The sequence below is a fragment of the Dietzia lutea genome, assembly GCF_003096075.1.
In the GTDB taxonomy this organism is placed as follows: Bacteria; Actinomycetota; Actinomycetes; order Mycobacteriales; family Mycobacteriaceae; genus Dietzia; species Dietzia lutea.
Map to the genome: position 1 here is coordinate 2,387,148 of NZ_CP015449.1, position 21,382 is coordinate 2,408,529.

Consider the following 21,382-nt stretch of genomic DNA (forward strand, 5'->3'; position numbering starts at 1 on the left):
AGTGTCGGGCCATGACGGCGCAGTCAGACCTCTCTGCACGACCCGCCCATCCCGGCCGGCGAACGACGGGGGCGCCGGCGGTCCTCGTCGTCGTCCTCCTCGTCGTCGCCCTCGTCACCGCCCTCACCACCTCCCTCGGTGCAGGGATCGCCGGCGGCGGTCAGGCCCGCGCCGCCGCGCCGAACGGCGCCTCGCCCATCCGCGGCATGGTCGACGCCCACGCGCACCTCACCGCCTCCCATGCCTTCGGCGGCGGCCTGCGGTGCGGCGAGCCGTTCGCGCCGGGCGGCATCGCCGAGGCCCTGGCCGACTGCCCGACGCACTCCGGCACCGGCCACTTCGCCCTGCTCGAATCGGTGCTCGGCGGCACCGACCTGCCCGGCGGCGGCCAGGGGTTCCCGACGTTCGCGCAGTGGCCGTCGCACGACTCGCAGCTCCACGAGCAGGCCCACTACAGCGGCATAGAACGGGCGTGGCGCGGCGGACTGCGCGTGCTCAACAACCACCTCGTCGCCAACCGTGTGCTGTGCGAGGCGCTCGTCGGGCTCGGCGTCCCCGCCCGTACCTCGTGCGACGAGATGGAGCAGCTGCGCGGCCAGGTCGACTACCTGGGCCGCATGGAGGCGCACATCGACGCCGAGCACGGCGGACCCGGGCGGGGATGGTTCCGGATCGCGCGCTCCCCCGAGGACGTCCGGGCGATCGCCGCCGAGGGCAAGCTCGCCGTGACACTTGGCGTGGAGGCCTCCGAGCCGTTCGGGTGCCGAATCGTGGACGACGTGCCGATGTGCACGCCCGAGGACATCGACCGCGGCCTCGACGAGTTCGCCTCGTGGGGCGTGTCCACGGTGTTCCCCGTGCACAAGTTCGACAACGCCCTCGGCGGCGCACGGATGGACGAGGAGCTCGCCGGGCTCGCGGTGAACATCGGCAACAAGCTCGGCACCCAACGGTTCTGGGAGACCGAGCCGTGCGCCGGCCCCGACGCCGACCATGCCCAGCCACTCGCCAGCACGCCGGTCGCCGATGGACTCGCCGCGGCGTCCTCCGGCGCGCCCGCCGGCGCGGCCCTGCCCGTCTACCCCGAACAACCGCTGTGTAACGTGCGCGGGCTGACGCCGCTGGGCGAGCACGCGATACGCGGGATGATGGCGCGCGGCATGATCATCGACATCGACCACATGGGCGTCAAGACCGCCCACCGCGCGCTCGACATGGCCGCCGAGGCCGGACACACCGGCTTGGTCGTGGACCACGCCTGGGCCACCCAGGGCAACACCCGCCGGGTGCACGAGCAGGGCGGGTTCGTCGCCGCGTTCGCCTGGCCCGCGGACGCCACCGAGAACTTCGAGGTCGGCTTCCTCGAGCAGTGGCGCACCAACACGGCCGGCGCGATCCGGCCCTTCGACGGGTACGGCTGGGGCTCTGACGTCAACGGCCTGGCGCCGCTGGCCGAGCCCCGACCCAGCGCGGCCACCGACCCGCTCGTCTACCCGTTCACCGCGCCCAGCGGCGAGGTGATGGATCGCTGGCGGTTCGGCGACCGCGTCTACGACCTCAACGTCGACGGCGTCGCCCAGTACGGGCTCTACGCCGACTGGGCCGCGGACGTGCTCCACCGCGCCGGGCCCGACCGCGCCGAACTGGAGCGCCAGCTCATGGGCGGCGCCGAGGCGTGGACGGCCAACTGGGAGCGGGCGCGCCTCAGTAGCAGCCGGTGACCACCGCCCCGCGCCCATGACCGCGCGCCCGCACGATCCGCCGCCGTCACAGGGCTAATCTGAGAGGGTGCTCACGGATTCGGTTCCGCCCCGCCCGCGCCGAGGCGCCCCCTCACGTCGGGTCCCGCGCGCCTCTCGCCGGGTCCCACTCCCCTCGCGGCGCCCGCTGATGATCGCGGCCCTCGGCGCCGCCCTGACGCTGTCCGCCTCCGCGTGCGGAACCCCCCTTCCGGACCCCGTGCCCGGCCAGAGCCCGGCGGCGTACTCCGGGCTCGAGGTCTCCGAAGACCGCATCGAGTACGCGATCGGCAAGGTCACCGACATCGTCGAGGAGGAGCTCGAGGCCTCGGGCGTTCCGGGCGCCGCGGTGGCGGTGGTGCGGGGCGGTGAGGTCGCGTTGGCCGAGGGTTTCGGCGTGCGCAGCACCGAGACCGGGGAGGAGGTCGACGGACGGACCGTGTTCCCGCTGGCCTCGATCTCCAAGTCGGTCAGCGCGACGGTCGTGGCCGCCGAGAGCGCGGCGGGCGCGGTCGACTGGGACACCCCCGTCCGCGAGCACCTGCCGTGGTTCGCGCTCTCCGACCCCCGGGTGACGGAGGAGGTCACCGTGGGCGACATGTTCGCGCACCGCTCGGGGCTACCCGAGCACGCGGGCGACGACCTCGAGGACCTCGGCTACGAGCGGCCCGCGATCCTGCACGGCCTGCGCCACCTGCCCCTGGAGCCGTTCCGGACGTCGTACGCGTACACCAACTTCGGGCTCACCGCGGGGGCCGAGTCCGTCGCCGCGGCGGCGGGCACGCCGTGGGCCGAGCTGGGCCGCGAGCGCCTCTTCGACCCCCTCGGCATGTCGGACACCTCGTTCTCGTACGAGGAGCTGCTCGACCGCGGCAACCGCGCGGTGGGTCATGTGCGCGCGCAGGCCGCCGAGTCGGGCGAGTCGTCCGGCGAGTGGATCCCGGCGGACCCCGCGCGTGATCCCGACGCCCAGGCCCCGGCGGGGGGCCTGAGCTCGTCGGTGACGGACATGGCGCGGTGGATGTCCATGGTCCTTGACGACGGCAAGGGCCCCGGTGGCGCGCAGGTGGTCCCCTCCGAGGCACTCCGGCAGGCCCTGACCCCGCAGTCCGTGTCGGCGCCCCCGCAGGACGCGGCGGACCGCACCGGGAGCTATGGCTACGGCTTCAACATCGGCACGAGTTCCTCGGGCCGCGTCCAGTGGAGCCATTCGGGGGCGTTCGCGCTCGGCGCGGGGACCGCGATGCTCATGATGCCGTCCCTGGACCTGGGCATCATCACCCTGACCAACGCGGCGCCGACGGGGGTGGCGGAGACGATCAACGCCCGGTTCGCCGACTACGCGCAGTACGGGGACCCGGCGCTGGAGTGGCGCGAGTTGTACACCGAGCAGTTCGGCCCGCTGCTGGACCCGGTGGGCGACCTGGTCTCCACGCGCCAGCCGTCCGCGCCGGCGCCGCCCCGGCCCGCCGAGGAACTGCTGGGCCTCTACCGCAACGACTACTTCGGGGAGATCGAGGTCCGGCCCACGGTGGCCGACGAGTCCTCGGGCGCGCAGTCCTCGGGCGCCGAGCTCGCGCTGGAAGTGGGCCCGGGGCCGCTGGTCTGGCCGCTCGAGCACTGGGACGGAGACACGTTCGCCGTGAACCCGGTGGGCGAGAACTGGCCGCGCGGGTCACGGGGCAGCGTGACCTTCGAGGGCGACACCGTCACAGTGGAGCTGCTCGACGCCAACGGGTTGGGCACCTTCACACGCGCCGACGCCGACGAACCCGCCGACTAGCGAGCCGACGCCCGCCGAGCGCGGCGCTTCCCCCGCCGGCCGTCCGCGTCGGGCGTCGTGAGGAACGTCGAGAACCACCCCATCCGCGGGTCGGCGTCCACGAGGAACGCCTTGACCATCAGCGTGAGCGGGACCGCGAGGATCGCACCGAGCGGCCCCGCGACCGCCGACCAGAACACCAGCGACAGGAACGTCACGGTGGGCGTGAGCCCGACGGCGTCGCCGGTGAACTTGGGCTGGATGAAGCTCTGCATGACGAGGTTGATGGCGCTGTAGATCACCACCACCCAGATGGCATCGCCCGGTCCGCCGGTGAGCAGCGCGAACAGCGCCGGCGGCACGAGGCCCAACACGAAGCCGATGTTGGGGATGTAGTTGGTGACGAACGCGAGCACGCCCCACACCAGCGCGAGCGGCACTCCGAGGATCCACAGGGCGACCACGTCCATCACCGCGACGATGAGCCCGAAGACGGTCGAGACGATCCAGTACGACTTCACCCCGTCGGTGAACGAGCCCAGGGCGTCGGCCAACCGGGGCCGCTGGCGGGCGATCGCCGGCCGGCGGCGGAAGATGCCGGGGATATCGAACACGAGGAAGGTCAGCGCGATGATCAGCACGGTGAGCTGACCGCCGGCCGCGGACAGTTGGCCGGCGACGTTCTGGACCGTGCCGATGATGGTTCCCGGGTCCAGGACGCCCTGCAGGCTCGACGCGACCTGGTCCTGGCTCACCCCGAGCCCGCCGAGGAGCTCGAGGCTCTGCTCGTAGAGGTCGACGAACTTGTCCTGGTACTGCGGAATCTCCTCCGCGGCGACCCACAACGCCCACACGAGCGAGCCGATCAGGGCGAGGAGCACGACGTACAGGACGAGCAGGACGATGATCATCCCGCCCCAGCGCGGCACGCCCGACCTTTCGAGGAGGCGCTGCAGGGGCTGCGCCGCGATCACCAGGTTCAGTGCCAGGAAGGCCGGCATGAGGATGCTCGAGTGCTCCGAGATCCCCCAGAGGACCACGACCGCGGCGGCGAGCGACACGACGGTCACGCCCGCGATGCCCCAGCCCTTCGGCTCCTCGTGAGGTGTGGACGTCGCGGGGCCGTCACCGGTCGTGGTCATGGTCCTCCTCGTGGGCGGCGCCCAGCGCGCCGGACGCCGCCCAGAGTAACCCGGTCAGCTCCCGGCCAACGCCGCGCCGATCCCGTCGATGTCCACCGCGTCGAGATCCGCGGGATCCCAGGTGGGGTTGCGGTCCTTGTCGATCACCACGGCGCGCACACCCTCGACGAAGTCCGGGCGGGCGGTGATCCACGCGCCCAGCGCCAGCTCATTGTCCAGGCACTCCCGCAGGTCCGCGGCCTCGGCGCCCGCACGCAGCAGCTCGATGGTCGCGACGATCGACGTGGGGCAGTGCGAGCGCAGCATGCCGAGCGTCTCGGTGGCCCACTCGTCCTGCTCACCGGACTCCAGGGCCGCGATCATCTCCTGCGCGGTCCCGCGGGAGAAGACGTCCTCGATCCGCTCGATCCGCGCCTCGACAGCCGACTCCCCCGCTGCATGGCGCTCGAGACCGAACCTCCTCAGTGCCTCCGGCAGGCCGTTCGCACCGATGGCGTCGACGAAGGCGTTGCGCTCGTCGTCGTCGATCAGGTCCGTCGCCAGACCGGTGTAGAGGGCGTCGGCGGAGTTCATCCGCACGCCCGTCGTGCCCAGGTAGATCGCCACCGCCAGGCCGCGCGCGCCGCCGCCGCACAGGCGCGGCAGGAAGTGGCTCGCGCCGACGTCGGGGATGAAGCCGATCGCGGTCTCCGGCATGGCCATCATGACCTTCTTGGTGACCACGCGGTGCGAGCCGTTGATCGAGATGCCCAGGCCGCCGCCCATCGCCACGCCGTGGATGACGGCCACCGTCGGCACGCGGTGCGTGTGGTACGCCAGATCCATCGCGTACTCCTCCGAGAAGAACTCCCGGTTAGTCGCGTGATCCCCCGACGCCGCCGCATCCCGCAGCGCACGGATGTCACCGCCCGCGCAGAACGCCTTCTCGGACGTGCTGGTGGTGACCACGGCCTCCACCCCCGGATCCTGTGCGGCCTCGTCGAGTGCTGTGTGCAGCGCCCTACACATGGGGAGATCCAGCGAGTTCAGGGCCTTGGGGCGGTCCAGGACGATGTGCTGCATCCGGCCTTCGCGCCGGGAGATGACGTATTCGCTCATGGCCCCAGTGTGTCAGGCCGCGCGCCGGCCGGCCCGGAGATACTAGGAACTCCTACCTCAGCGCCCCCGCACGCCGCGGCGGCCTCACCCCTTCAGCAGCCGCGCGGCCACGTCGGGGACGTACTTGAACTCCTCGCGCGGCGGGCGTTCGTATCCCGCACCCTCCGGCCGCTCGGGGATCTCCAGCTCGGGCGGGTCGAGCTGCTCCCACGGCACCGTGGACAGCAGGTGCGAGATGACGTTGATCCGCGACCGCTTCTTGTCCTCCGACTCGACGGTGAACCACGGCGCCTCGGGGATGTCGGTGTGGATGAACATCTCGTCCTTCGCCCGGCTGTACTCCTCCCACCGCGTGATGGACTCGAGGTCCATCGGCGAGAGCTTCCAGCGGCGCATCGGGTCCTCGTGGCGCGAGCGGAAGCGGCGCTCATGCTCCTCGTCAGAGACCGAGAACCAGTACTTGCGCAGCATGATCCCGTCCTCGACCAGCAGCCGCTCGAAGATCGGCGCCTGGTGGAGGAACCGCCGGTACTCGTCGGTCGTGCAGAAGCCCATCACCCGCTCGACTCCGGCCCGGTTGTACCAGGACCGGTCGAAGATCACGATCTCCCCGGCCGCCGGCATGTGCTCGATATAGCGCTGGAAATACCACTGCGTCCGCTGCACCTCCGTCGGTGCGGGCAACGCCACCACCCGGGCGTGCCGGGGATTGAGGTACTGGGTGATGCGCTTGATCGCCGAGCCCTTGCCCGCGGCGTCGCGGCCCTCGAACACGACCACCAGCCGGTTGCCGGTCTCGCGCAGCCACGCCTGCATCTCGACCAGCTCGGCCTGCAGCCGCTTCAGCTCGGACTCGTACGCCTTCTTCGGCAGCTTCTCCAGCCCGCTCGGCAGCCGGTCCTTCTTCTTGACGGTGGCCTTGGTGCCGGAGCCGCTCTTCGCCGCGGTCTTGGCGCCGGAGCCGCTCTTCGCCGCGGCCTTGGACCCGCTCTTGGCCGCAGGCTTGGTGCCTGACCCGCCCGCGGTGCTGCTCTTCGACCCGTTCTTCTTGCCACCCATGACACGATCCTACGGTCCGCCGCCCCGCCCCGGCCGCGTTCGACGACCCCGACGAAGGCCTTGACAGTTCTCCACCATTCTGTCTAGTTTCCCGCAGGGACGTGACGGCCGTCGCGACCGCCGCACGAGCACGAGCGCACGGGTACCCACCGCCGAGAACGAGGGCCGCATGACGCACATCTCCCGCCGGGGCTTCCTCGGCACCATCGCCGCCGCCGGCATCGCCGCCCTCGCCGCCGACCCCACCGCGGCCGCGCAGCCCACCGACTCCGCCGGGCCGGCCGGAGCCGCCCCCGTCGCCGGGCGGCTCCCCCACGAGGTGCAGGATCACCGGTGCATCCTGGTCGGCAGCGGATTCGGTGGAGCGATCTCCGCGCTGAGGCTGGCGGAGGCGGGCGTCGACGTCGTCGTCGTCGAACGGGGCCGACGGTGGCCCACCGGCCCCGACGCACGCACCTTCCCCAGCGCCGCCAGCCCCGACGAGCGCGCCCTGTGGTTCCGCTCGGCGCCCGAGGTCTTCGGGCGCCCGGTGGACCTCCCCCGCTACACCGGCCTGCTCGAGGCCTCCGTCGGCGAGAACATGACCTCCGTGTGCGCCACCGGCGTCGGCGGCGGCTCCCTCATCTACCAGGGCATGGCCCTGCAACCCACCGAGGAGCTGTTCCACACCTGGTTCCCCGGCGCGATCGACTGGCGCGAGATGGACCGCGAGTACTACCCCCGCGTGTCCCGGATGCTGCGGCTGTCCGAAGCGCCCGACGAGCTGATAGCCGCGCCGCAGTACACCGCGTCCCGCGTCTTCGCGCAGCGCGTCCGCGACGCCGGCCTGCCCCTGCGCAAGATCCCGATGCCCATCGACTGGGACTACGCGCTCGCCGAGTTGCGCGGCGAGATGCGCCCGACCTACACGAACGGCGACAGCTCCCTCGGCGTCAACAACGGCGGCAAGCACTCCGTCGACGTCACCTACCTCGCGCAGGCGGAGGCCACCGGACGCGTCGACGTGCGGCCTCTGCACGACGTCCGCGCGATGCGGCGCCTGCCCGACGGGCGCTGGGAGATCGACGTCGAGGTCCTCGACACCGCCGGCCGCCTTCTGCGCACCCTCACCATGCGCGCGCCCGCCCTCGTCCTGGCCGCCGGCTCGGTCGGCACCTCCACACTCCTCACCCGCGCCGCCGCCACCGACGCCGTCACCGACCTGCCCGAGACCGTGGGCGCCGGCTGGGGCACCAACGCCGACCGCATCTACATGTGGACCGACCCCACCGCCGGGTTCGGCGCCGTGCAGGGCGGGCCAGTGGTCTACGGCAGCCTCAACTGGGGCAACCCCACCACCGCCCACACCCTCATCCAGGCCTCGCTCCCGCCGTTCGGCCCGCAGATGCACACCACCGTGCTGGTCGGCTACGGCGTCAGCGCCGACCGCGGGCAGGTGGTCTACGACCCCGCGCAGGACCGGGGCGTCATCCGCTGGCCCGCACACGGCGACGCCGGCATCCTGCACGGACACATCGACCCCACCGCCCGCCGGATCGTCGGCCCGACCGGGCACCTCACCGACACCAACCGCATGCTCAACTCCACCTGGCACCCCCTCGGCGGCGCCACGATGGGCCAGACCTGCGACCTCGACGGGCGTGTACTCGGCCAGCGCGGTCTGTACGTCCTCGACGGCGCGCTCATCCCCGGCACCACCGCCGCCTGTAACCCGTCCCTGACGATCGCCGCCGTCGCGGAGAGGGCACTCGATCGCATCGTGCGACGCGACGTCGGGATTGTCTTCTAAGGTAAGGAGATGCGGTCCCGCGACTCCATCCTCGAGGCCACCCGAGAAGTGATCGGGCGGGCTGGCTTCGGCGGCGTCACGATCGCGGCGGTGGCCAAGCAGGCGAACGTCAGCCGCCAGACCATCTACTCCATCTTCGGCTCCCGCGAGGAACTCGTCTCCCAGGCCGTCGCCGAGCGGCTCACCATGCTGACGGGCGCCTTCGCGGACCTGCTGCAGAACTCCGACTCGCCGCTCGAGCTCGTCGTGGGGATCGCGGTGGAGGGCCGCAACCGCATCCTCGGCGACCCCCTGCTGCGGGTCCTCGCGCTGGGCGGCGGCGCCAACCCGATGTTCGACCCGGGGGCGGCCGCCCGCACGCACGAGTACTGCATGGCGCTCCTCGCCCCCGCCGCCGAGCGCTTCCCCGAGCTGGCCGGGAGGCTGGGCCTCGTCGCCGATGTCGGCATGCACGTCGGGTGGTCCGTCCTGTGCCTGGACTCGCCCGACGCCCGTTCCGACGACGACCTGCGCGCCTTCCTCACCACCTGGCTCGCGCCGCTGATGGAGTCGTTCACGAAGGCGGGGTCGGGCGAGGCGTGACCGCCGTGCTGGTCCTGTGGGACCTCGACCTCACACTGCTCGATCCGGCCGGCTTCGGCACCCGCATGATCACCCCGACCCTCGCCGATTTCCTGGGTCGCGAGCCGGTACTCGGCGCGTCGTTCGCGGGGCGGACCGACCGCGCGATCCTCACCGACCTGCTCGAGTTGAACGGAGTGACCGGGCACGACGACGAGGTGGTCACCTCCCTGATGGACGCCGTGTCCCGGCGGTGCGAGACCTTCGGGGACGATCTCCTGGCCGGCGGGGGCGGTCCCCTGCCCGGAGCCCACGAGGCGGTCGCCGCGCTGGCCGCGGACCCGCGGCTGCACCAGGGGATCGTCACGGGCAACATGCGCCGGACCGCGCTGCTCAAGCTGCGGCTCTGCGGGTTCGACGGGCTGCCCGACCCCGACCTCGGCGCGTTCGGTGATCACCACGCCGACCGCGCCCATCTCGTGCGGGAGGCGATCGCCGCGGCCGCGGATCGCGGGATCGACGTGTCGGCGTCCCGCACGGTGGTCGTCGGCGATCACGTCCACGACGTCCGGGGCGCGCTCGACGCGGGCGCCGACTGCGTGGCGGTCGCGACCGGTCGGGTGACCGCTGACGACCTCTCCGCCGCCGGGGCCCACGCCGTCCTGCCGGACCTCACCGACACCGACGCCCTCCTGGCGGCGATCCACTCCGCCGCCGGCTGACCGCTGCTCAGACCCCGCCGCCGTTCACCGACCCCCCGCCGCCCGCTGCCCGCCAGGTCACCCACCGACCGCCGCCCACCCGCCGCCGCTGATCTGGCAGCACTGACGGCAATTCTGGCAGCAGTCACGCAGGCGAATCGGCCTGATCCTCGCCCTGACTGCTGCCAATTTCCGGGCTGGCAGGATATGTAGACCACATCGACTTCAGCGCACTGATCGGCCCCGTGCGAGAGCGCTTTCGATCTGACGGAGCACCGTAGTGGGATCCCTGAGCATCTGCGCCGTCACGCGGATGACCTGCCATCCGAGCTCCGCCAACTCGGCGTTCACCCGGGCGTCGTGCTCCCAGGTGGACCCGCGCCGGTGCAGCTTCCCGTCATAGAAGATGGCCACCCGCTCCTCCGGGTAGGCGAAGTCCGCGATCGTCACGTGTGCCCCGTACTCGTTGTAAATTTTCAGTTGCGGCACGGCTGCGGGCAGGTGCGATCTCTCGATGATCAGCCGGAGCCTGGTTTCCTGCGGAGAATCCGCCAGGTGGTCGCACGAGCGGAGTAGACCACGTACCCGTCGTAGCCCGTGCAGACCGCTCAATGCCGCCGCGAATGCACGGACCTCGTCCACCTCGGTTCGCGATCGATTGCAGACAGCATCGATCTTGGCGATCGCTGTGTCGTCGTCGTCCTCCCACCTCGCCAGATCGACCGCCGTACGCACGACGTTGGTCGCAGTGATTCCCGAGCGAACGACCACCTGCTCAGGCGGTAGGGGCGCGCGCAGTCTCCGGCTACGAATGCCCGGCGGGTCGTGCGTGGGCGAGCGCGTGTACAGCTCCACCTCGCGCAACAGCGACCGGGGCGAGAACCACCGCTCGCCATGAAGACGCGCCGCGGCCATACCGCACACCACCGCTCCCGCGGGCGCCCACAATACCGCCGCCGCGAGGAGAGTGTCCGGGTCGGGAGCCGCTGCCGCGCTGACGTAGACGCCGGGGAAGACGCGTCGGTGGGAGGCACGCAGTTCGTGGCGTGACACCCGGCCCGCGGCCAGAGCCTCGCTACCCAGGAACGGCGCGCCTGAGAATCTGTTGTCCACGAGAACGATCATCGGTCCCGGCTCTGCTGCGAACAGCGCGAGAGAGGGCTCCTGGGGATGAAGCGGACGAGTATCCACAGGGCGGGCACCCCGACACCCCGCCGGAGTATCGACAGCGCGGGCACCCAGCACCCCCCGCGCGTCGATCACCGAATTTGGCAGCAGTGAGGGCGGTATCGCGGCGGGAATCGCGACCTCGGTGCGGCCAAAATGTGCGTGGTTACTGCCAAACGGGACTAGCCGACACCGTGCCGGTAGCCGACGCCGTGCCGAAAGCCTGCGGCCAGGGCGGAGGGCGTGGCCAGAGGGCGCGGCCAGAAGCGGGAGGCAGGTCCGGGATCGAGCCGATACGCCGGCGCGTTCAGCCCTCGAGCTGCTCGCCCAGCTCCATCCACCGCTCCTCGAGCGCGTCCTTCTCGGCAGAGACGTCCTTGAGCTCGCGATCGAGGGCCGCCAGCTTCTCGGTGTCCATGGCGCCCTCGGACACCGCGGCCATCTCGCGGTGGAGCTCGGCCTCGCGGGAGTCGAGCTTGCCCATCTGGCGCTCGATCTTGGACATCTCCTTGGTCAGCGCGCGCTCCTCGGCGGAGCTGAGGCCTGAGCCCGCGCCACCCGCGCCAGCCGCCGAACCGGAGCCGGAGCCCGCCGCGCCGCCCGCCGCGCCACCGGAACCGCCAGCGCCCGCCGCGCCGATCGCCGCGCCACCGGAGCCGCCCGCGCCGCCCGCGCCGGCCGCCGAGCCACCAGCGCCAACCGCCGCGTCGGCCGAGGCACCCCCGGCGGGCCCGCGCGACACCTTCCCCGAATCGCCGGCGGCCCCGGCCGCGCGCCGGCGCTCGAGGTACTCGTCGATCCCCCGCGGCAGGTTGGTGAGCCGGCCGTCGCCGAACAGCGCCCACACGGAATCACAGATGCGCTCGACGAGGTAGCGGTCGTGGGAGATCACGACCATCGTGCCGGGCCAGCCGTCGAGCAGGTCCTCGAGCTGCCGCAGAGTGTCGATGTCGAGGTCGTTGGTGGGCTCGTCGAGCAGCAGCACGTTCGGCTCGTCCATGAGCACGCGCGTGAGCTGCAGCCGCCGCCGCTCGCCGCCGGACAGGTCACCGACGGGCGTGCGCTGGCGGGCGGGCGAGAAGCCGAGCCGCTCGGCGAGCTGGGAGGCGGTGAGCTCGTCCTTGCCGAACGCCACGCGGGTGGCGACGTCCTCGATCGCCTCCAGCACACGCTGGTCGAGTGGCAGGTCGTCGAGCTCCTGCTTGAGCCAGCCGATGCGGACGGTCTTGCCCTCCTTGCGTCGGCCGGCCGCCAGCGGGGCCGCCCCCGCGAGAGCGCGCAGGAGGGTGGTCTTGCCGGAGCCGTTGACGCCGACCAGGCCGATGCGCTCGCCGGGCGCGAGCCGCCAGGTGAGGTCGTCGACGAGGGTGCGGCCGTCGGGGGCGTCGAGGCGCGCGTCCTCGAGCTCCACCACGACCTTGCCCAGCCGCCTCGCCGCGAAGCTCGACAGCTGTAGCGAGTCGCGCGGCGGTGGCACGTCCTTGATGAGGGCCTCGGCGGCCTCGATGCGGTAGCGCGGCTTGGAGGTGCGCGCGGGGGCGCCGCGGCGCAGCCAGGCGAGCTCCTTGCGCATGAGGTTCTGGCGCCGCGACTCGGTGGCGGCGGCCTGGCGGTCGCGCTCGGCGCGCGCGAAGACCCAGTCGTTGTAGCCGCCCTCGTACTGCTCGACGCGGCCGTCGACGACCTCCCAGGTGCGGGTGGCCACCGTGTCGAGGAACCACCGGTCGTGAGTGACGACGACGAGCGCGCTCGATCGCCCGACGAGGTGGTCTGCGAGCCACTGGACGCCCTCGACGTCGAGATGGTTGGTCGGCTCGTCGAGGACCAGCAGGTCCAGGTCCTGCACGAGCGCCGCGGCGAGCGACACCCGCCGACGCTCCCCGCCGGACAGGTCCGCCACGGGGGTCTCGAGCCCCAGGTCATGGATGCCGATGCCGTCGAGGACCGCGCGGACGCGGGCGTCCCCCGCCCACTCGTGGACGGCCAGCCCGAGTCCGCCGACCACGGCTTCCCCGACGGTGTCGGCGGCGAGCTCGGTGCGCTGCGTGACCACGGCCATCCGCAGGCCGGAGACGCGGGAGACGCGCCCGGTGTCCGGTTCGGCGACGCCGGTGAGGATCTCCAGGAGGGTGGTCTTACCTCCGCCGTTGAGGCCGACGACGCCGATGCGGTCGCCGGCGTTGACGCCCAGGGAGACGTTGTCGAGGACTTGGCGGATACCGAAGGAGATCGATCCCTGTTCGAGGTTGATGAGGTTGGTGGGGGCCATCTCTACTTTCCTGTGGGGTCGACGCCGGTGCCGGCGCCGCCGGACGGGTCGTCGCTGACGATGTGGGCGCCGCCGACCGGGCCGCGGGTGACCCGCACCTCCCGGGCGACGCCGGACTCGCTGATCTCCGCGGCCACGGCGATCGCGTGGTCGCGGTCGGAGCAGAAGAACAGGCAGGTGGGGCCGGAGCCGGAGACCATGCCGTGCAGGGCGCCGGCCTCCTGCCCGGTGCGCAGCGTCTTGCGCAGGGCGGGCCGCAGGGAGAGCGCGGCGGGTTCCAGGTCGTTGGCCAGCAGGGCGGCAACGGCGGCGGGGTCGTCGCCGGCGAGGGCCTCGACGAGCGGCTCGACGCCGCCCGCGCGCGGCAGCGACCGGGCAGCGCCCGCACGAGCAGCGCCCTCAGGCTCGACGCGCTCCGCGCGCAGCCGGTCGAGCTCGGCGAACACCCTCGGCGTCGACAGTCCGTCGTCTGCGAGTGCCACCACGACGTGCTGCTCGGCGCGCGCGTGCAGCAGCGTCGCGAGCTCCTCGCCGCGCCCGGTGCCCAGCGCGGTGCCGCCGCGCACACAGAACGGCACGTCACTGCCCAGTCGCGCGGCCCGCTCCTCCAGCGCCGCCCGACCGAGTCCCAGACCGAGCAGCCGGTCCGTGGCCACCAGGGCGGCCGCGGCGTCCGCGCTGCCGCCGGCCATCCCGCCGGCCACGGGGACGCCCTTGTGTATCCGGATGGCGATCCGGGCGTCCGACCCCGCCTCCTCGCGGAGCAGATCGACCGCCCGGGCGGCGAGATTGGTCCGGTCCGTGGGCACCTGCGGGGCCCCCGGCCCGGTGACGGTGATCTCGTCGTCGTCGGGTCCCGCACCGCGCGCCCCGGCGCCGGACGCGCCACCGCGCCCTGCGGCGCCGGACGCGCCACCACCGTCTCCGACAAACGACACGGTGACCCGCTCCCACATGTCCACGGCGCGGTAGACGGTCAGCAGGTCGTGGTAGCCGTCGGGGCGCGCATCGCCGACGCCCAGGTGGAGGTTGATCTTGGCGGGGGCGACGGCCGTCACGGCGCGCGCGCCGTCGGGGGTGAACACGTCGCGGGGCATGACCATCAGCCTACGGCTCGCGGCGCACCGGCCCGATCCCGAGCCGCGCCGCCGCCTCCGCGACGCGCACGAAGTCGGCGGTGGTGAGCTGCTCGCCGCGGGCGCGCGGGTCGACCCCGGCCTCGGTGAGGGCGAGCTCGGCGTCCGCGCCGGAGCCCGCCCAGCCGGACAGCGCGGCGCGCAGGGTCTTGCGCCGCTGCGCGAACGCGGCGTCGACCACGGCGAACACCCGCCGGCGATGCTCGGCGCCCAGGTCCCACGGCGCCTCGGGGTACGCGTCGATGCGCACGAGGCCGGACTCGACGTTGGGCACGGGCCAGAAGACGTTGCGGCCCACCACGCCGGTGCGACGGACGGTGCCGAAGAACCCGGCCTTGACGCTGGGCACCCCGTACACGCGCGAGCCGGGCGCGGCAGCCAGGCGGTCGGCCACCTCGAGCTGCACCATGACCAGCGCGGTACGGATCGTGGGCACCTCGGCGAGCAGGTGCAGGAGCACGGGCACCGACACGTTGTACGGCAGGTTCGCCACCAGGGCGGTGGGCGACGGCTCGCCCAGGTCGGCGGCGAACACGGCCAGAGCGTCGGCGCCCACGACGGTGAGCAGCTCGGCCAGCCGCGGCGCCCGCTCGGCGACCGTGCGCGGCAGCCGCGCGGCGAGGACCGGGTCGATCTCCACGGCCACCACGCGCCCGGCGGCGTCAAGCAGCGGCAGGGTCAGCGACCCGAGGCCGGGGCCGACCTCGATCACGGTGTCGTCGCGGCCCACGCCGGACGCGGTGACGATCTTGCGGACCGTGTTGGCGTCGTGGACGAAGTTCTGCCCGAGCGTCTTGGTGGGCGTGATGCCCAGTTCCGCGGCGAGTGCGCGCACCTCCTGCGGGCCGAGGAGCTCGGCCTCCCCGCGGAAGGTCGCGTCCGGGCCGGTCAGCGCAGTCCCAGCTTCGCGGTGCAGGCGGGCCAGGCGCCCCAGCCCTGCGAGGCCTGGACCTTCTCGGCGATCGCGATCTGCTGCTCGCGGGTGGCGAGGTGGGCGCTCGGTGCGTACTGGCCGCCGCCGTGCCCGGTCCACGTCTGCGGGTGGAACTGCAGGCCGCCGGAGAAGCCGTTGCCGGTGTTGATGGTCCAGTCGCCGCCGGACTCGCACGCGGCGATCGAGTCCCACACGCCGCCGCGGGAGGGCTCGGGCACGGCCGGGCGCGGCTTGGTGCCGACGCGCACGACGGCGGGGCGGGCCTCGATGAGGACGTTCTCGGCGCTGCGGTCGCGCTGGGTCTCGACGCCGTTGACGCGGGTGACGGTGTAGTGCACCTCCCGCTCGCCGGGGGTGCCGGCCTCGGCCACGGTGCGCTCGCCCTCGAACGCCTCGGGGTCCTCGACGGTCTGCTCGGGCGCATCGTAGGGCTCGACGGCGGTCTCGGTCGCCACGGCCACGCGGGTGATGGTGACGGCGGTGCCGGGCTCCGCGGGCGCGTCGACGGGCGGGGAGACGGTGTCCTGCGGGCCGAGGGTGATGCCGGCGCGCTCGAGGAACTCGCCGACGGTGTCGCCCGGCGAGGCGAACGGCGTGGCCGGGCCGCCGTGGTCGGACAGGAGCAGCTCGCGAGGGGTCACCACGGAGACGGTGGCGCCGTCGAGCGGGACGTCGGTGTCGATGCGCGGGGTGACGTAGCTGCGCGGCGGGATGTCGCCGCGCTCGGCGACGAGGTCGGCCACGGTGGTGGCGGTGGTCCACACCCGCTCGCTGCGGCCGTCGACCTCGAGGGTGACGGGGCGGGCGCGCAGGAGGGTGACCGTGTCACCGTCGCCGAGCCGGTCGTCGGGCGCGATCACGACGTCGCGCTCGTCGACGCTGTAGCCGGCCTCCTCTAGGGCGGTGTGGACGTCGGAGCTGAAGGTGACGAGCTCGACGGGCGAGCCGTCGACCTCGAGGGTGTATGTGGTGCGCTGGTCCAGCGCCGCGACGCCGCCCACCACGAGGGTGGTGAGCATCCCGGCCACGGACAGCCGCAGCATGGTGGAGCGGGAGCCGTGGAGGCGGTGGATGGGGTCGAGCGGGCCCCGGGTCCCGTCGGGTCGGGCGCCCGTGGGGGTGTCGGTCCGTGCGTCGTCAGCCACTGGTCGGTTCTCTCCTCGTGTCGCCCGTGGACGGCCGTACGGCCGTCCGCGTTTCATCACGGTAGCGTAACGAAGCGGTGGAGCGTCGGCAACGCGCCACCCCCTGACGTGCATTGATGTGACGACGACGACAAGGACTTCAGGTCACGTTTCGTTACACAATCCCCGCGAGCCCCGTTCGTACCTCGAGCCACACGGGCCCCGCCGAGCGGCCCCTTCGAGCAACCCCTCGAGCAACCCCTCGAGCAACCCCCTCTAGATCTGCTACCCGGACTCGACATCCGCTACCCCTGTGGGACTAGCGGATCCCGGCGGAGAGTAGCGGATTCGAAGGGGGGTCAGACGGTGAGGCCGAACACGGCGCGGGCCGTGTAGGCGACTTCGGCGACGAGGTCCTCCGGCGACTGCCCGCGGACCTCCGCGATCGCCCGGGCGGTGTAGCCCACCAGCCCGGGCTCGTTGCGGGCCCCCCGGAACGGCTCGGGGGCCATGTAGGGGGCGTCGGTCTCCACGAGCAGCTGCCCGGCGGGCGCCAGGCGGGCGGCCTCGCGCAGGTGCTCGTTGGCCTTGAACGTCACGTTGCCGGTGAAGGACAGCACGTACCCGCGCTCGAGCGCCTCCTCCGCGACGTCGAGCGGCGAGGAGAAGCAGTGGAGCATGACGTGCGGGATGCCGGAGCCGGGGCCGGCGACCTCGCCCAGGACGCGCATGAGGTCGGCGTCGGCCTCGCGGTTGTGGATCATCAGGCACTTGCCCAGCTCCGCGGCCAGGCCGGCGTGCCAGCGCAGGGACTCCTCCTGCTCGGCCGGGTCCGCGCAGTCGTCCATCTTCCCCACCCAGTAGTGGTCGAGGCCGGTCTCCCCCACCGCCACGACGCGGGGGTGGGCGGCGAGCTCGCGCAGGCGGGCGCGGACCTGCTCGCCGCGCTCGGGGTCGGTGGCCTCGCGGGCGCGGGTGGGGTGCACGGCGACCGCGGCGTACACGCGCTCGTCGGCCTCGGCGGCGGCCACGACGGCCTCGGACTCGGCGAGGTCGTCGCCCACCGTCACCATGGCGGCCACGCCGGCGAGCGCGGCCCGGTCGGCGGCCGCGCGCACCTCGTCGGCGGTGCGGTGTCCGCAGGAGTACAGGTGCGTGTGCGCGTCGACGAGCCCGGGCAGCGGCTCGGGCAGGACAGGGGTCGGGCGGGACTTACGCTTACCCATGGCGGGCGTTCAGCCCTCCCCACCGTCGGTCGGGTGCTGGATGGGTGCCCAGGTCGGGCCGGTCTCGGCCAGCTCGGAATCGACCTTGGCGAACAGAGGGCTCGGCTTGGCCAGCGGCGTGCCCGGGGCGATCTCGGTGCGTCCCCAGCGGGCCTGCTCGGCGGCGTAATCGCCCATGATCACGGGGTACGTGCGGCCGGCGGCGGGCAGGCCCTCGCCCACGAGCTCGACCGGCATGTCGTCGGTGACCTCGTGGACCTGTGGCGCGGCGGCCCACATGCCCTGGCCCCCGATCGCGCCGTAAATCTGCTGGGCGGCCGACGGCAGGTACGGGGTGAGCAGGGTGTTGGCGTCGGAGACCACCTGCAGCGCGGTGTGCAGGACGGTGCCCAGCCGCTCGCGCTGCTCGGGCTCCTTGGCCAGCTTCCACGGCTCGGTGGCGGCGATGTAGCGGTTGGCCGCGCCCACGATCCGCATGGCCTCGGTGACGCCGGCCTTGAACCGGGACCGCTCGAGGTGCGCCCCGACGGTGGCGAACGCGGACTCGGCGTCGCGCAGCAGCTCGGCGTCGAGGTCGGTGAGGGTGCCGGGCCGCGGGATCTCGCCGAAATTCTTGTGCGCCATGGACACGGTGCGGTTGACGAGGTTGCCCCAGCCGCCCACGAGCTCGGCGTTGGTGCGGCGCACGTACTCGTCCCACGTGAAGTCGGTGTCCTGGTTCTCCGGCCCGGCCACGGCGATGAAGTAGCGCAGCGCGTCGGGGCCGAACTCGGCCAGGAAGTCCCGCACGTAGATCACGACGCCCCGCGAGGACGAGAACTTGGACCCGGACATCGTGAGGAACTCGCTCGAGACCACCTCGGTGGGCAGGTTCAGCGCGCCCAGCGCCCCCGGCTCGCCGCCGCGGGCGCCCCGGCCGTCGTAGCCGATGAGCTCGGCCGGCCAGATCTGGGAGTGGAAGGTGATGTTGTCCTTGCCCATGAAGTAGTGGGACACGGCCTCGGGGTCGGTCCACCAGCGTCGCCACGCCTCGGGCTCACCGGAGCGCCACGCCCACTCGATGGACGCGGACAGGTACCCCACCACGGCGTCGAACCACACGTAGAGCTTCTTGTCGCCGCGGTCGGCCCAGCCGTCCACGGGGATCGGGATACCCCAGTCGATGTCGCGGCTCATCGCGCGGGGGCGCAGGTCCTCGAGCAGGTTGAGGGAGAACTTGAGCACGTTGGGACGCCAGTCCTTGCGCCCCTTGAGCCAGTCCCCCAGCGAGTCGGCCAGCGCGGGCAGGTCGAGGAACCAGTGCTCGGTCTCGATGAACTTCGGCGTCTCGCCGTTGATCCGCGAGCGCGGGTTCTTCAGGTCCGCCGGGTCGAGCTGGTTGCCGCAGTTGTCGCACTGGTCGCCGCGCGCGCCGTCGTCGCCGCAGATCGGGCAGGTGCCCTCGATGTAGCGGTCCGGCAGGGTGCGCCCGGTCGACGGGCTCACCGCGCCCGTGGTGGTCTTGGCGACCATGTAGCCGTTACGGTGCAACCCGCGGAACAGCTCCTGCACGACCGCGTAGTGGTTACGGGTGGTGGTGCGGGTGAACAGGTCGTAGCTCAGGCCGAGCCCGGCCAGGTCGTCGACGATCACCCGGTTGTAGCGATCGGCGAGTTCCTGGACGGGCACGCCCTCCTTCTCGGCCTGCACGAGCAGCGGCGTGCCGTGCTCGTCGGTGCCGGAGACCATGAGTACGTCGTTGCCGGCCATGCGCTGGTAGCGCGAGAAGACGTCCGACGGCACCCCGAACCCCGAGACGTGTCCGATGTGTCGGGGGCCGTTCGCGTACGGCCATGCGACCGCGGTGAGGACTGTCTTCGCCATACCTACAGACTAGGTGGTGGCGGACCCGTCACCGGAGGTGGAGGTCCCCCCGGCGGCGGGAGCGTCACCGGAGTCCGCCGCGGGGGCGGTGCTGGCGTCCGCCGCGGGAGCGGTACCGGAGTCCGCCGCGGTGGCGGCCGGCGCCGCGGCCGGCGCACCGGCACGTAACAGCCGCTTGTCGCGGCGGCGACGTTCCGACTTCGGCAGCAGGAAGACCTTCTCGGTGATGAAGGGGTCGGCCGCCAGCGCCTTGACGATCGCGACGCACAGCGCCGCGAGCACCAGCACGAACGGCGACGCGGCGATGATCGTGAGGTTCTGGAGGCTGTTCAGGGCCACCTCCGGCTCACCCTCCCGCAGGCCGGGCAGGAGCATGAGGATCGCCACCGCCGCGGTGAGCACGCCCCACATCACGACCAGCCATCGCTTGGGCTCCTCCGCGCCGTTCTCGGACATCCCGGCCATGACGATCGAGGCCGAGTCGGCACCGGTGATGAAGAAGATCGAGATGAGGACGATCGCGACGAACGACAGGATCGTGGTGAACGGCAGCTCGCCGAACAGGGCGAACAGCTGCAGGGTCGAGTCGCCGTCGCCGTAGATGCTGCGCCCGCTGAGCTCGAGGTCCAGGGCGGCGCCGCCGAAGATGGAGAACCACAGGATGCTCAGCACGCTGGGCACGACCATCACGCCGATCACGAACTCGCGGATCGTACGGCCGCGCGAGATGCGGGCCAGGAACATCCCGACGAAGGGCGACCACGAGATCCACCACGCCCAGTAGAAGACCGTCCAGCCGGACAGCCACTCACCGGCCGTGCCGTCGACACTCGCGCCGGTGCGCGAGGCCATGTCGAAGAAGGTGCCGATGTAGCCGCCCAGCGAGGTGGGCACGAGGTCGAGCATGAAGACCGCGGAGCCCGAGGCGACCAGGACGAACAGGGCCAGGGCCACGGCGAGGACCATGTTGGTGTTGGACAGGAACTGGATGCCTCGGTCGATGCCGGACACCGCCGAGGCCACGAAGCACAGGCCCAGCACGATGATGACGCCCACGGCGGCCGCCGCACTCTCGGCGGAGACGGTCCCGGTCTCGGCCAGACCCGCGCGGATCTGCAGCGCGCCCAGCCCCAGGGAGGCCGCGGTACCGAAGACGGTGGCGAAGATCGCCAGGACATCGAGGACCTTGCCCTGCCAGCCCAGCGCGCGCTTCGGCCCGATCAGCGAGACGAAGGCGCTGGAGATGAGGTGTCGCCCGCCGTAGCGGTAGGCGGTCAGCGCCAGGGCCAGCCCGACCACCGCGTACACCGCCCACGCGTGGGCGGTCCAGTGGAAGGTGGTGGTGGCCATCGCGGTGGTCACGCCGGGGCGGGCGCCGGGCGGTGTGTCGATGTAATGGCTCAGCGGCTCGGACACGCCGTAGAACATCAGGCCGATGCCCATGCCGGCGGCGAACATCATCGAGATCCAGCTGGTGGTGCGGAAGTGCGGCCGCTCGGCGTCACCGCCCAGGCGCACGTTGCCGTACCTGCTGAACGCCAGCCACAGGACGAACGCCACGAACACGGTCGCCGCCAGCACGAACAGCCAGTCCACGCTCCGCGCGGTCCAGTCGAACGCGGCCGTGGACACCGACTGGAAGGAGTCCGTGAAGCCCAGGCCCCAGACGAGCACTGCGCCGACCAGGACCAGCGCGGGGACGAACACTCCCAGGCTGAGGCCTCGTGGGAACGCCGCGTCGCCGGCCACGGGCGGCTCGGTGGGCGGGGGCGATGGAGTCTTCTGGTCGTTGGTGGTCACCCTGACAGGCCT

Annotated in this window: 16 protein-coding genes; 5 read left to right on the forward strand and 11 right to left on the reverse strand. The window is 72.4% G+C overall.

Features of this window, described 5'->3' with window-relative positions; genetic code table 11:
- Positions 1-11 precede the first annotated feature (11 nt).
- Both A6035_RS10855 and A6035_RS10860 read left to right on the forward strand, forming a co-directional pair.
- Complete coding sequence (locus A6035_RS10855; protein ID WP_244192415.1) at positions 12-1,721, forward strand: amidohydrolase family protein; 1,710 nt, start codon at positions 12-14, stop codon at positions 1,719-1,721.
- Positions 1,722-1,890: 169 nt separating this feature from the next.
- On the forward strand, positions 1,891-3,522 hold the full coding sequence (locus tag A6035_RS10860) for a serine hydrolase domain-containing protein (RefSeq protein WP_108847798.1): 1,632 nt from the start codon (positions 1,891-1,893) through the stop codon (positions 3,520-3,522).
- Here A6035_RS10860 and A6035_RS10865 read toward each other — a convergent pair.
- The 3 genes from A6035_RS10865 to ppk2 form a co-directional block, all read right to left on the reverse strand.
- On the reverse strand, positions 3,519-4,643 hold the full coding sequence (locus tag A6035_RS10865) for an AI-2E family transporter (protein WP_108847799.1): 1,125 nt from the start codon (positions 4,641-4,643) through the stop codon (positions 3,519-3,521). The genes A6035_RS10860 and A6035_RS10865 overlap by 4 nt on opposite strands.
- A gap of 54 nt (positions 4,644-4,697) precedes the next feature.
- On the reverse strand, positions 4,698-5,741 hold the full coding sequence (locus A6035_RS10870) for an enoyl-CoA hydratase/isomerase family protein (RefSeq protein ID WP_108847800.1): 1,044 nt from the start codon (positions 5,739-5,741) through the stop codon (positions 4,698-4,700).
- A gap of 84 nt (positions 5,742-5,825) precedes the next feature.
- On the reverse strand, positions 5,826-6,800 hold the full coding sequence (ppk2, locus tag A6035_RS10875; protein WP_235026534.1) for a polyphosphate kinase 2: 975 nt from the start codon (positions 6,798-6,800) through the stop codon (positions 5,826-5,828).
- Between the two features lie 169 nt (positions 6,801-6,969).
- Here ppk2 and A6035_RS10880 point away from each other — a divergent pair, with 169 nt between their 5' ends.
- From A6035_RS10880 to A6035_RS10890, 3 genes are read left to right on the forward strand one after another with little or no spacing between them, the layout of a single operon-like run.
- The gene (locus A6035_RS10880; protein WP_108847801.1) at positions 6,970-8,589 is read left to right on the forward strand and encodes a GMC oxidoreductase; all 1,620 of its coding nucleotides are present in this window, start codon (positions 6,970-6,972) and stop codon (positions 8,587-8,589) included.
- Between the two features lie 9 nt (positions 8,590-8,598).
- Positions 8,599-9,171 carry a TetR/AcrR family transcriptional regulator gene (locus tag A6035_RS10885; protein WP_108847802.1) on the forward strand — a complete coding sequence of 191 codons (573 nt, stop codon included), beginning with the start codon at positions 8,599-8,601 and terminating at the stop codon, positions 9,169-9,171.
- Positions 9,168-9,872 carry an HAD hydrolase-like protein gene (locus A6035_RS10890; RefSeq protein ID WP_108847803.1) on the forward strand — a complete coding sequence of 235 codons (705 nt, stop codon included), beginning with the start codon at positions 9,168-9,170 and terminating at the stop codon, positions 9,870-9,872. Before A6035_RS10885 ends, A6035_RS10890 begins: the two co-directional genes overlap by 4 nt.
- Before the next feature lie 204 nt (positions 9,873-10,076).
- Here A6035_RS10890 and A6035_RS10895 read toward each other — a convergent pair whose 3' ends face one another.
- From A6035_RS10895 to A6035_RS10930, 8 genes are all read right to left on the reverse strand, one after another.
- The gene (locus A6035_RS10895) at positions 10,077-10,976 is read right to left on the reverse strand and encodes a DUF559 domain-containing protein (RefSeq protein WP_108847804.1); all 900 of its coding nucleotides are present in this window, start codon (positions 10,974-10,976) and stop codon (positions 10,077-10,079) included.
- Between the two features lie 349 nt (positions 10,977-11,325).
- A complete protein-coding gene (locus tag A6035_RS10900) occupies positions 11,326-13,287 on the reverse strand; it encodes an ABC-F family ATP-binding cassette domain-containing protein (protein WP_108847805.1) in 1,962 nt (653 codons plus the stop codon).
- A 2-nt stretch (positions 13,288-13,289) separates the two neighbouring features.
- Positions 13,290-14,384 (reverse strand): 4-(cytidine 5'-diphospho)-2-C-methyl-D-erythritol kinase, encoded by a 1,095-nt coding sequence (locus A6035_RS10905; RefSeq protein WP_108849234.1) that lies wholly within the window; start codon positions 14,382-14,384, stop codon positions 13,290-13,292.
- 10 nt (positions 14,385-14,394) lie between these two features.
- Entirely contained in the window at positions 14,395-15,315 is a 921-nt protein-coding gene (gene rsmA, locus A6035_RS10910) for a 16S rRNA (adenine(1518)-N(6)/adenine(1519)-N(6))-dimethyltransferase RsmA (protein WP_108849233.1), read from the reverse strand.
- On the reverse strand, positions 15,312-16,502 hold the full coding sequence (locus A6035_RS19170; RefSeq protein ID WP_108847806.1) for a resuscitation-promoting factor: 1,191 nt from the start codon (positions 16,500-16,502) through the stop codon (positions 15,312-15,314). The genes rsmA and A6035_RS19170 overlap by 4 nt, the downstream gene beginning before the upstream one ends.
- 338 nt (positions 16,503-16,840) lie before the next feature.
- On the reverse strand, positions 16,841-17,707 hold the full coding sequence (locus tag A6035_RS10920; protein ID WP_108847807.1) for a TatD family hydrolase: 867 nt from the start codon (positions 17,705-17,707) through the stop codon (positions 16,841-16,843).
- A 9-nt stretch (positions 17,708-17,716) separates the two neighbouring features.
- Positions 17,717-19,570: a methionine--tRNA ligase gene (gene metG / locus A6035_RS10925; protein WP_108847808.1), complete on the reverse strand. Its 1,854-nt coding sequence runs from the start codon at positions 19,568-19,570 to the stop codon at positions 17,717-17,719.
- A 9-nt stretch (positions 19,571-19,579) separates the two neighbouring features.
- Positions 19,580-21,370, reverse strand: coding sequence for a BCCT family transporter (locus tag A6035_RS10930; RefSeq protein WP_235026733.1), 1,791 nt, complete (start codon positions 21,368-21,370; stop codon positions 19,580-19,582).
- Between the last annotated feature and the right edge of the window lie 12 nt (positions 21,371-21,382).

What these genes read in the sequence shown, in the direction of transcription:
- ppk2 (WP_235026534.1), bottom strand. Translation starts at nt 6,800, where the DNA reads ATGGGTGGCAAGAAGAACGGGTCGAAGAGCAGCACCGCGGGCGGGTCA.
- metG (WP_108847808.1), bottom strand. Translation starts at nt 19,570, where the DNA reads ATGGCGAAGACAGTCCTCACCGCGGTCGCATGGCCGTACGCGAACGGC.
- A6035_RS10905 (WP_108849234.1), bottom strand. Translation starts at nt 14,384, where the DNA reads ATGCCCCGCGACGTGTTCACCCCCGACGGCGCGCGCGCCGTGACGGCC.
- A6035_RS10855 (WP_244192415.1), top strand. Translation starts at nt 12, where the DNA reads ATGACGGCGCAGTCAGACCTCTCTGCACGACCCGCCCATCCCGGCCGG.
- A6035_RS10870 (WP_108847800.1), bottom strand. Translation starts at nt 5,741, where the DNA reads ATGAGCGAATACGTCATCTCCCGGCGCGAAGGCCGGATGCAGCACATC.
- A6035_RS10895 (WP_108847804.1), bottom strand. Translation starts at nt 10,976, where the DNA reads ATGATCGTTCTCGTGGACAACAGATTCTCAGGCGCGCCGTTCCTGGGT.
- A6035_RS10880 (WP_108847801.1), top strand. Translation starts at nt 6,970, where the DNA reads ATGACGCACATCTCCCGCCGGGGCTTCCTCGGCACCATCGCCGCCGCC.
- A6035_RS10860 (WP_108847798.1), top strand. Translation starts at nt 1,891, where the DNA reads ATGATCGCGGCCCTCGGCGCCGCCCTGACGCTGTCCGCCTCCGCGTGC.
- A6035_RS10920 (WP_108847807.1), bottom strand. Translation starts at nt 17,707, where the DNA reads ATGGGTAAGCGTAAGTCCCGCCCGACCCCTGTCCTGCCCGAGCCGCTG.
- A6035_RS10865 (WP_108847799.1), bottom strand. Translation starts at nt 4,643, where the DNA reads ATGACCACGACCGGTGACGGCCCCGCGACGTCCACACCTCACGAGGAG.
- A6035_RS10900 (WP_108847805.1), bottom strand. Translation starts at nt 13,287, where the DNA reads ATGGCCCCCACCAACCTCATCAACCTCGAACAGGGATCGATCTCCTTC.
- A6035_RS10885 (WP_108847802.1), top strand. Translation starts at nt 8,599, where the DNA reads ATGCGGTCCCGCGACTCCATCCTCGAGGCCACCCGAGAAGTGATCGGG.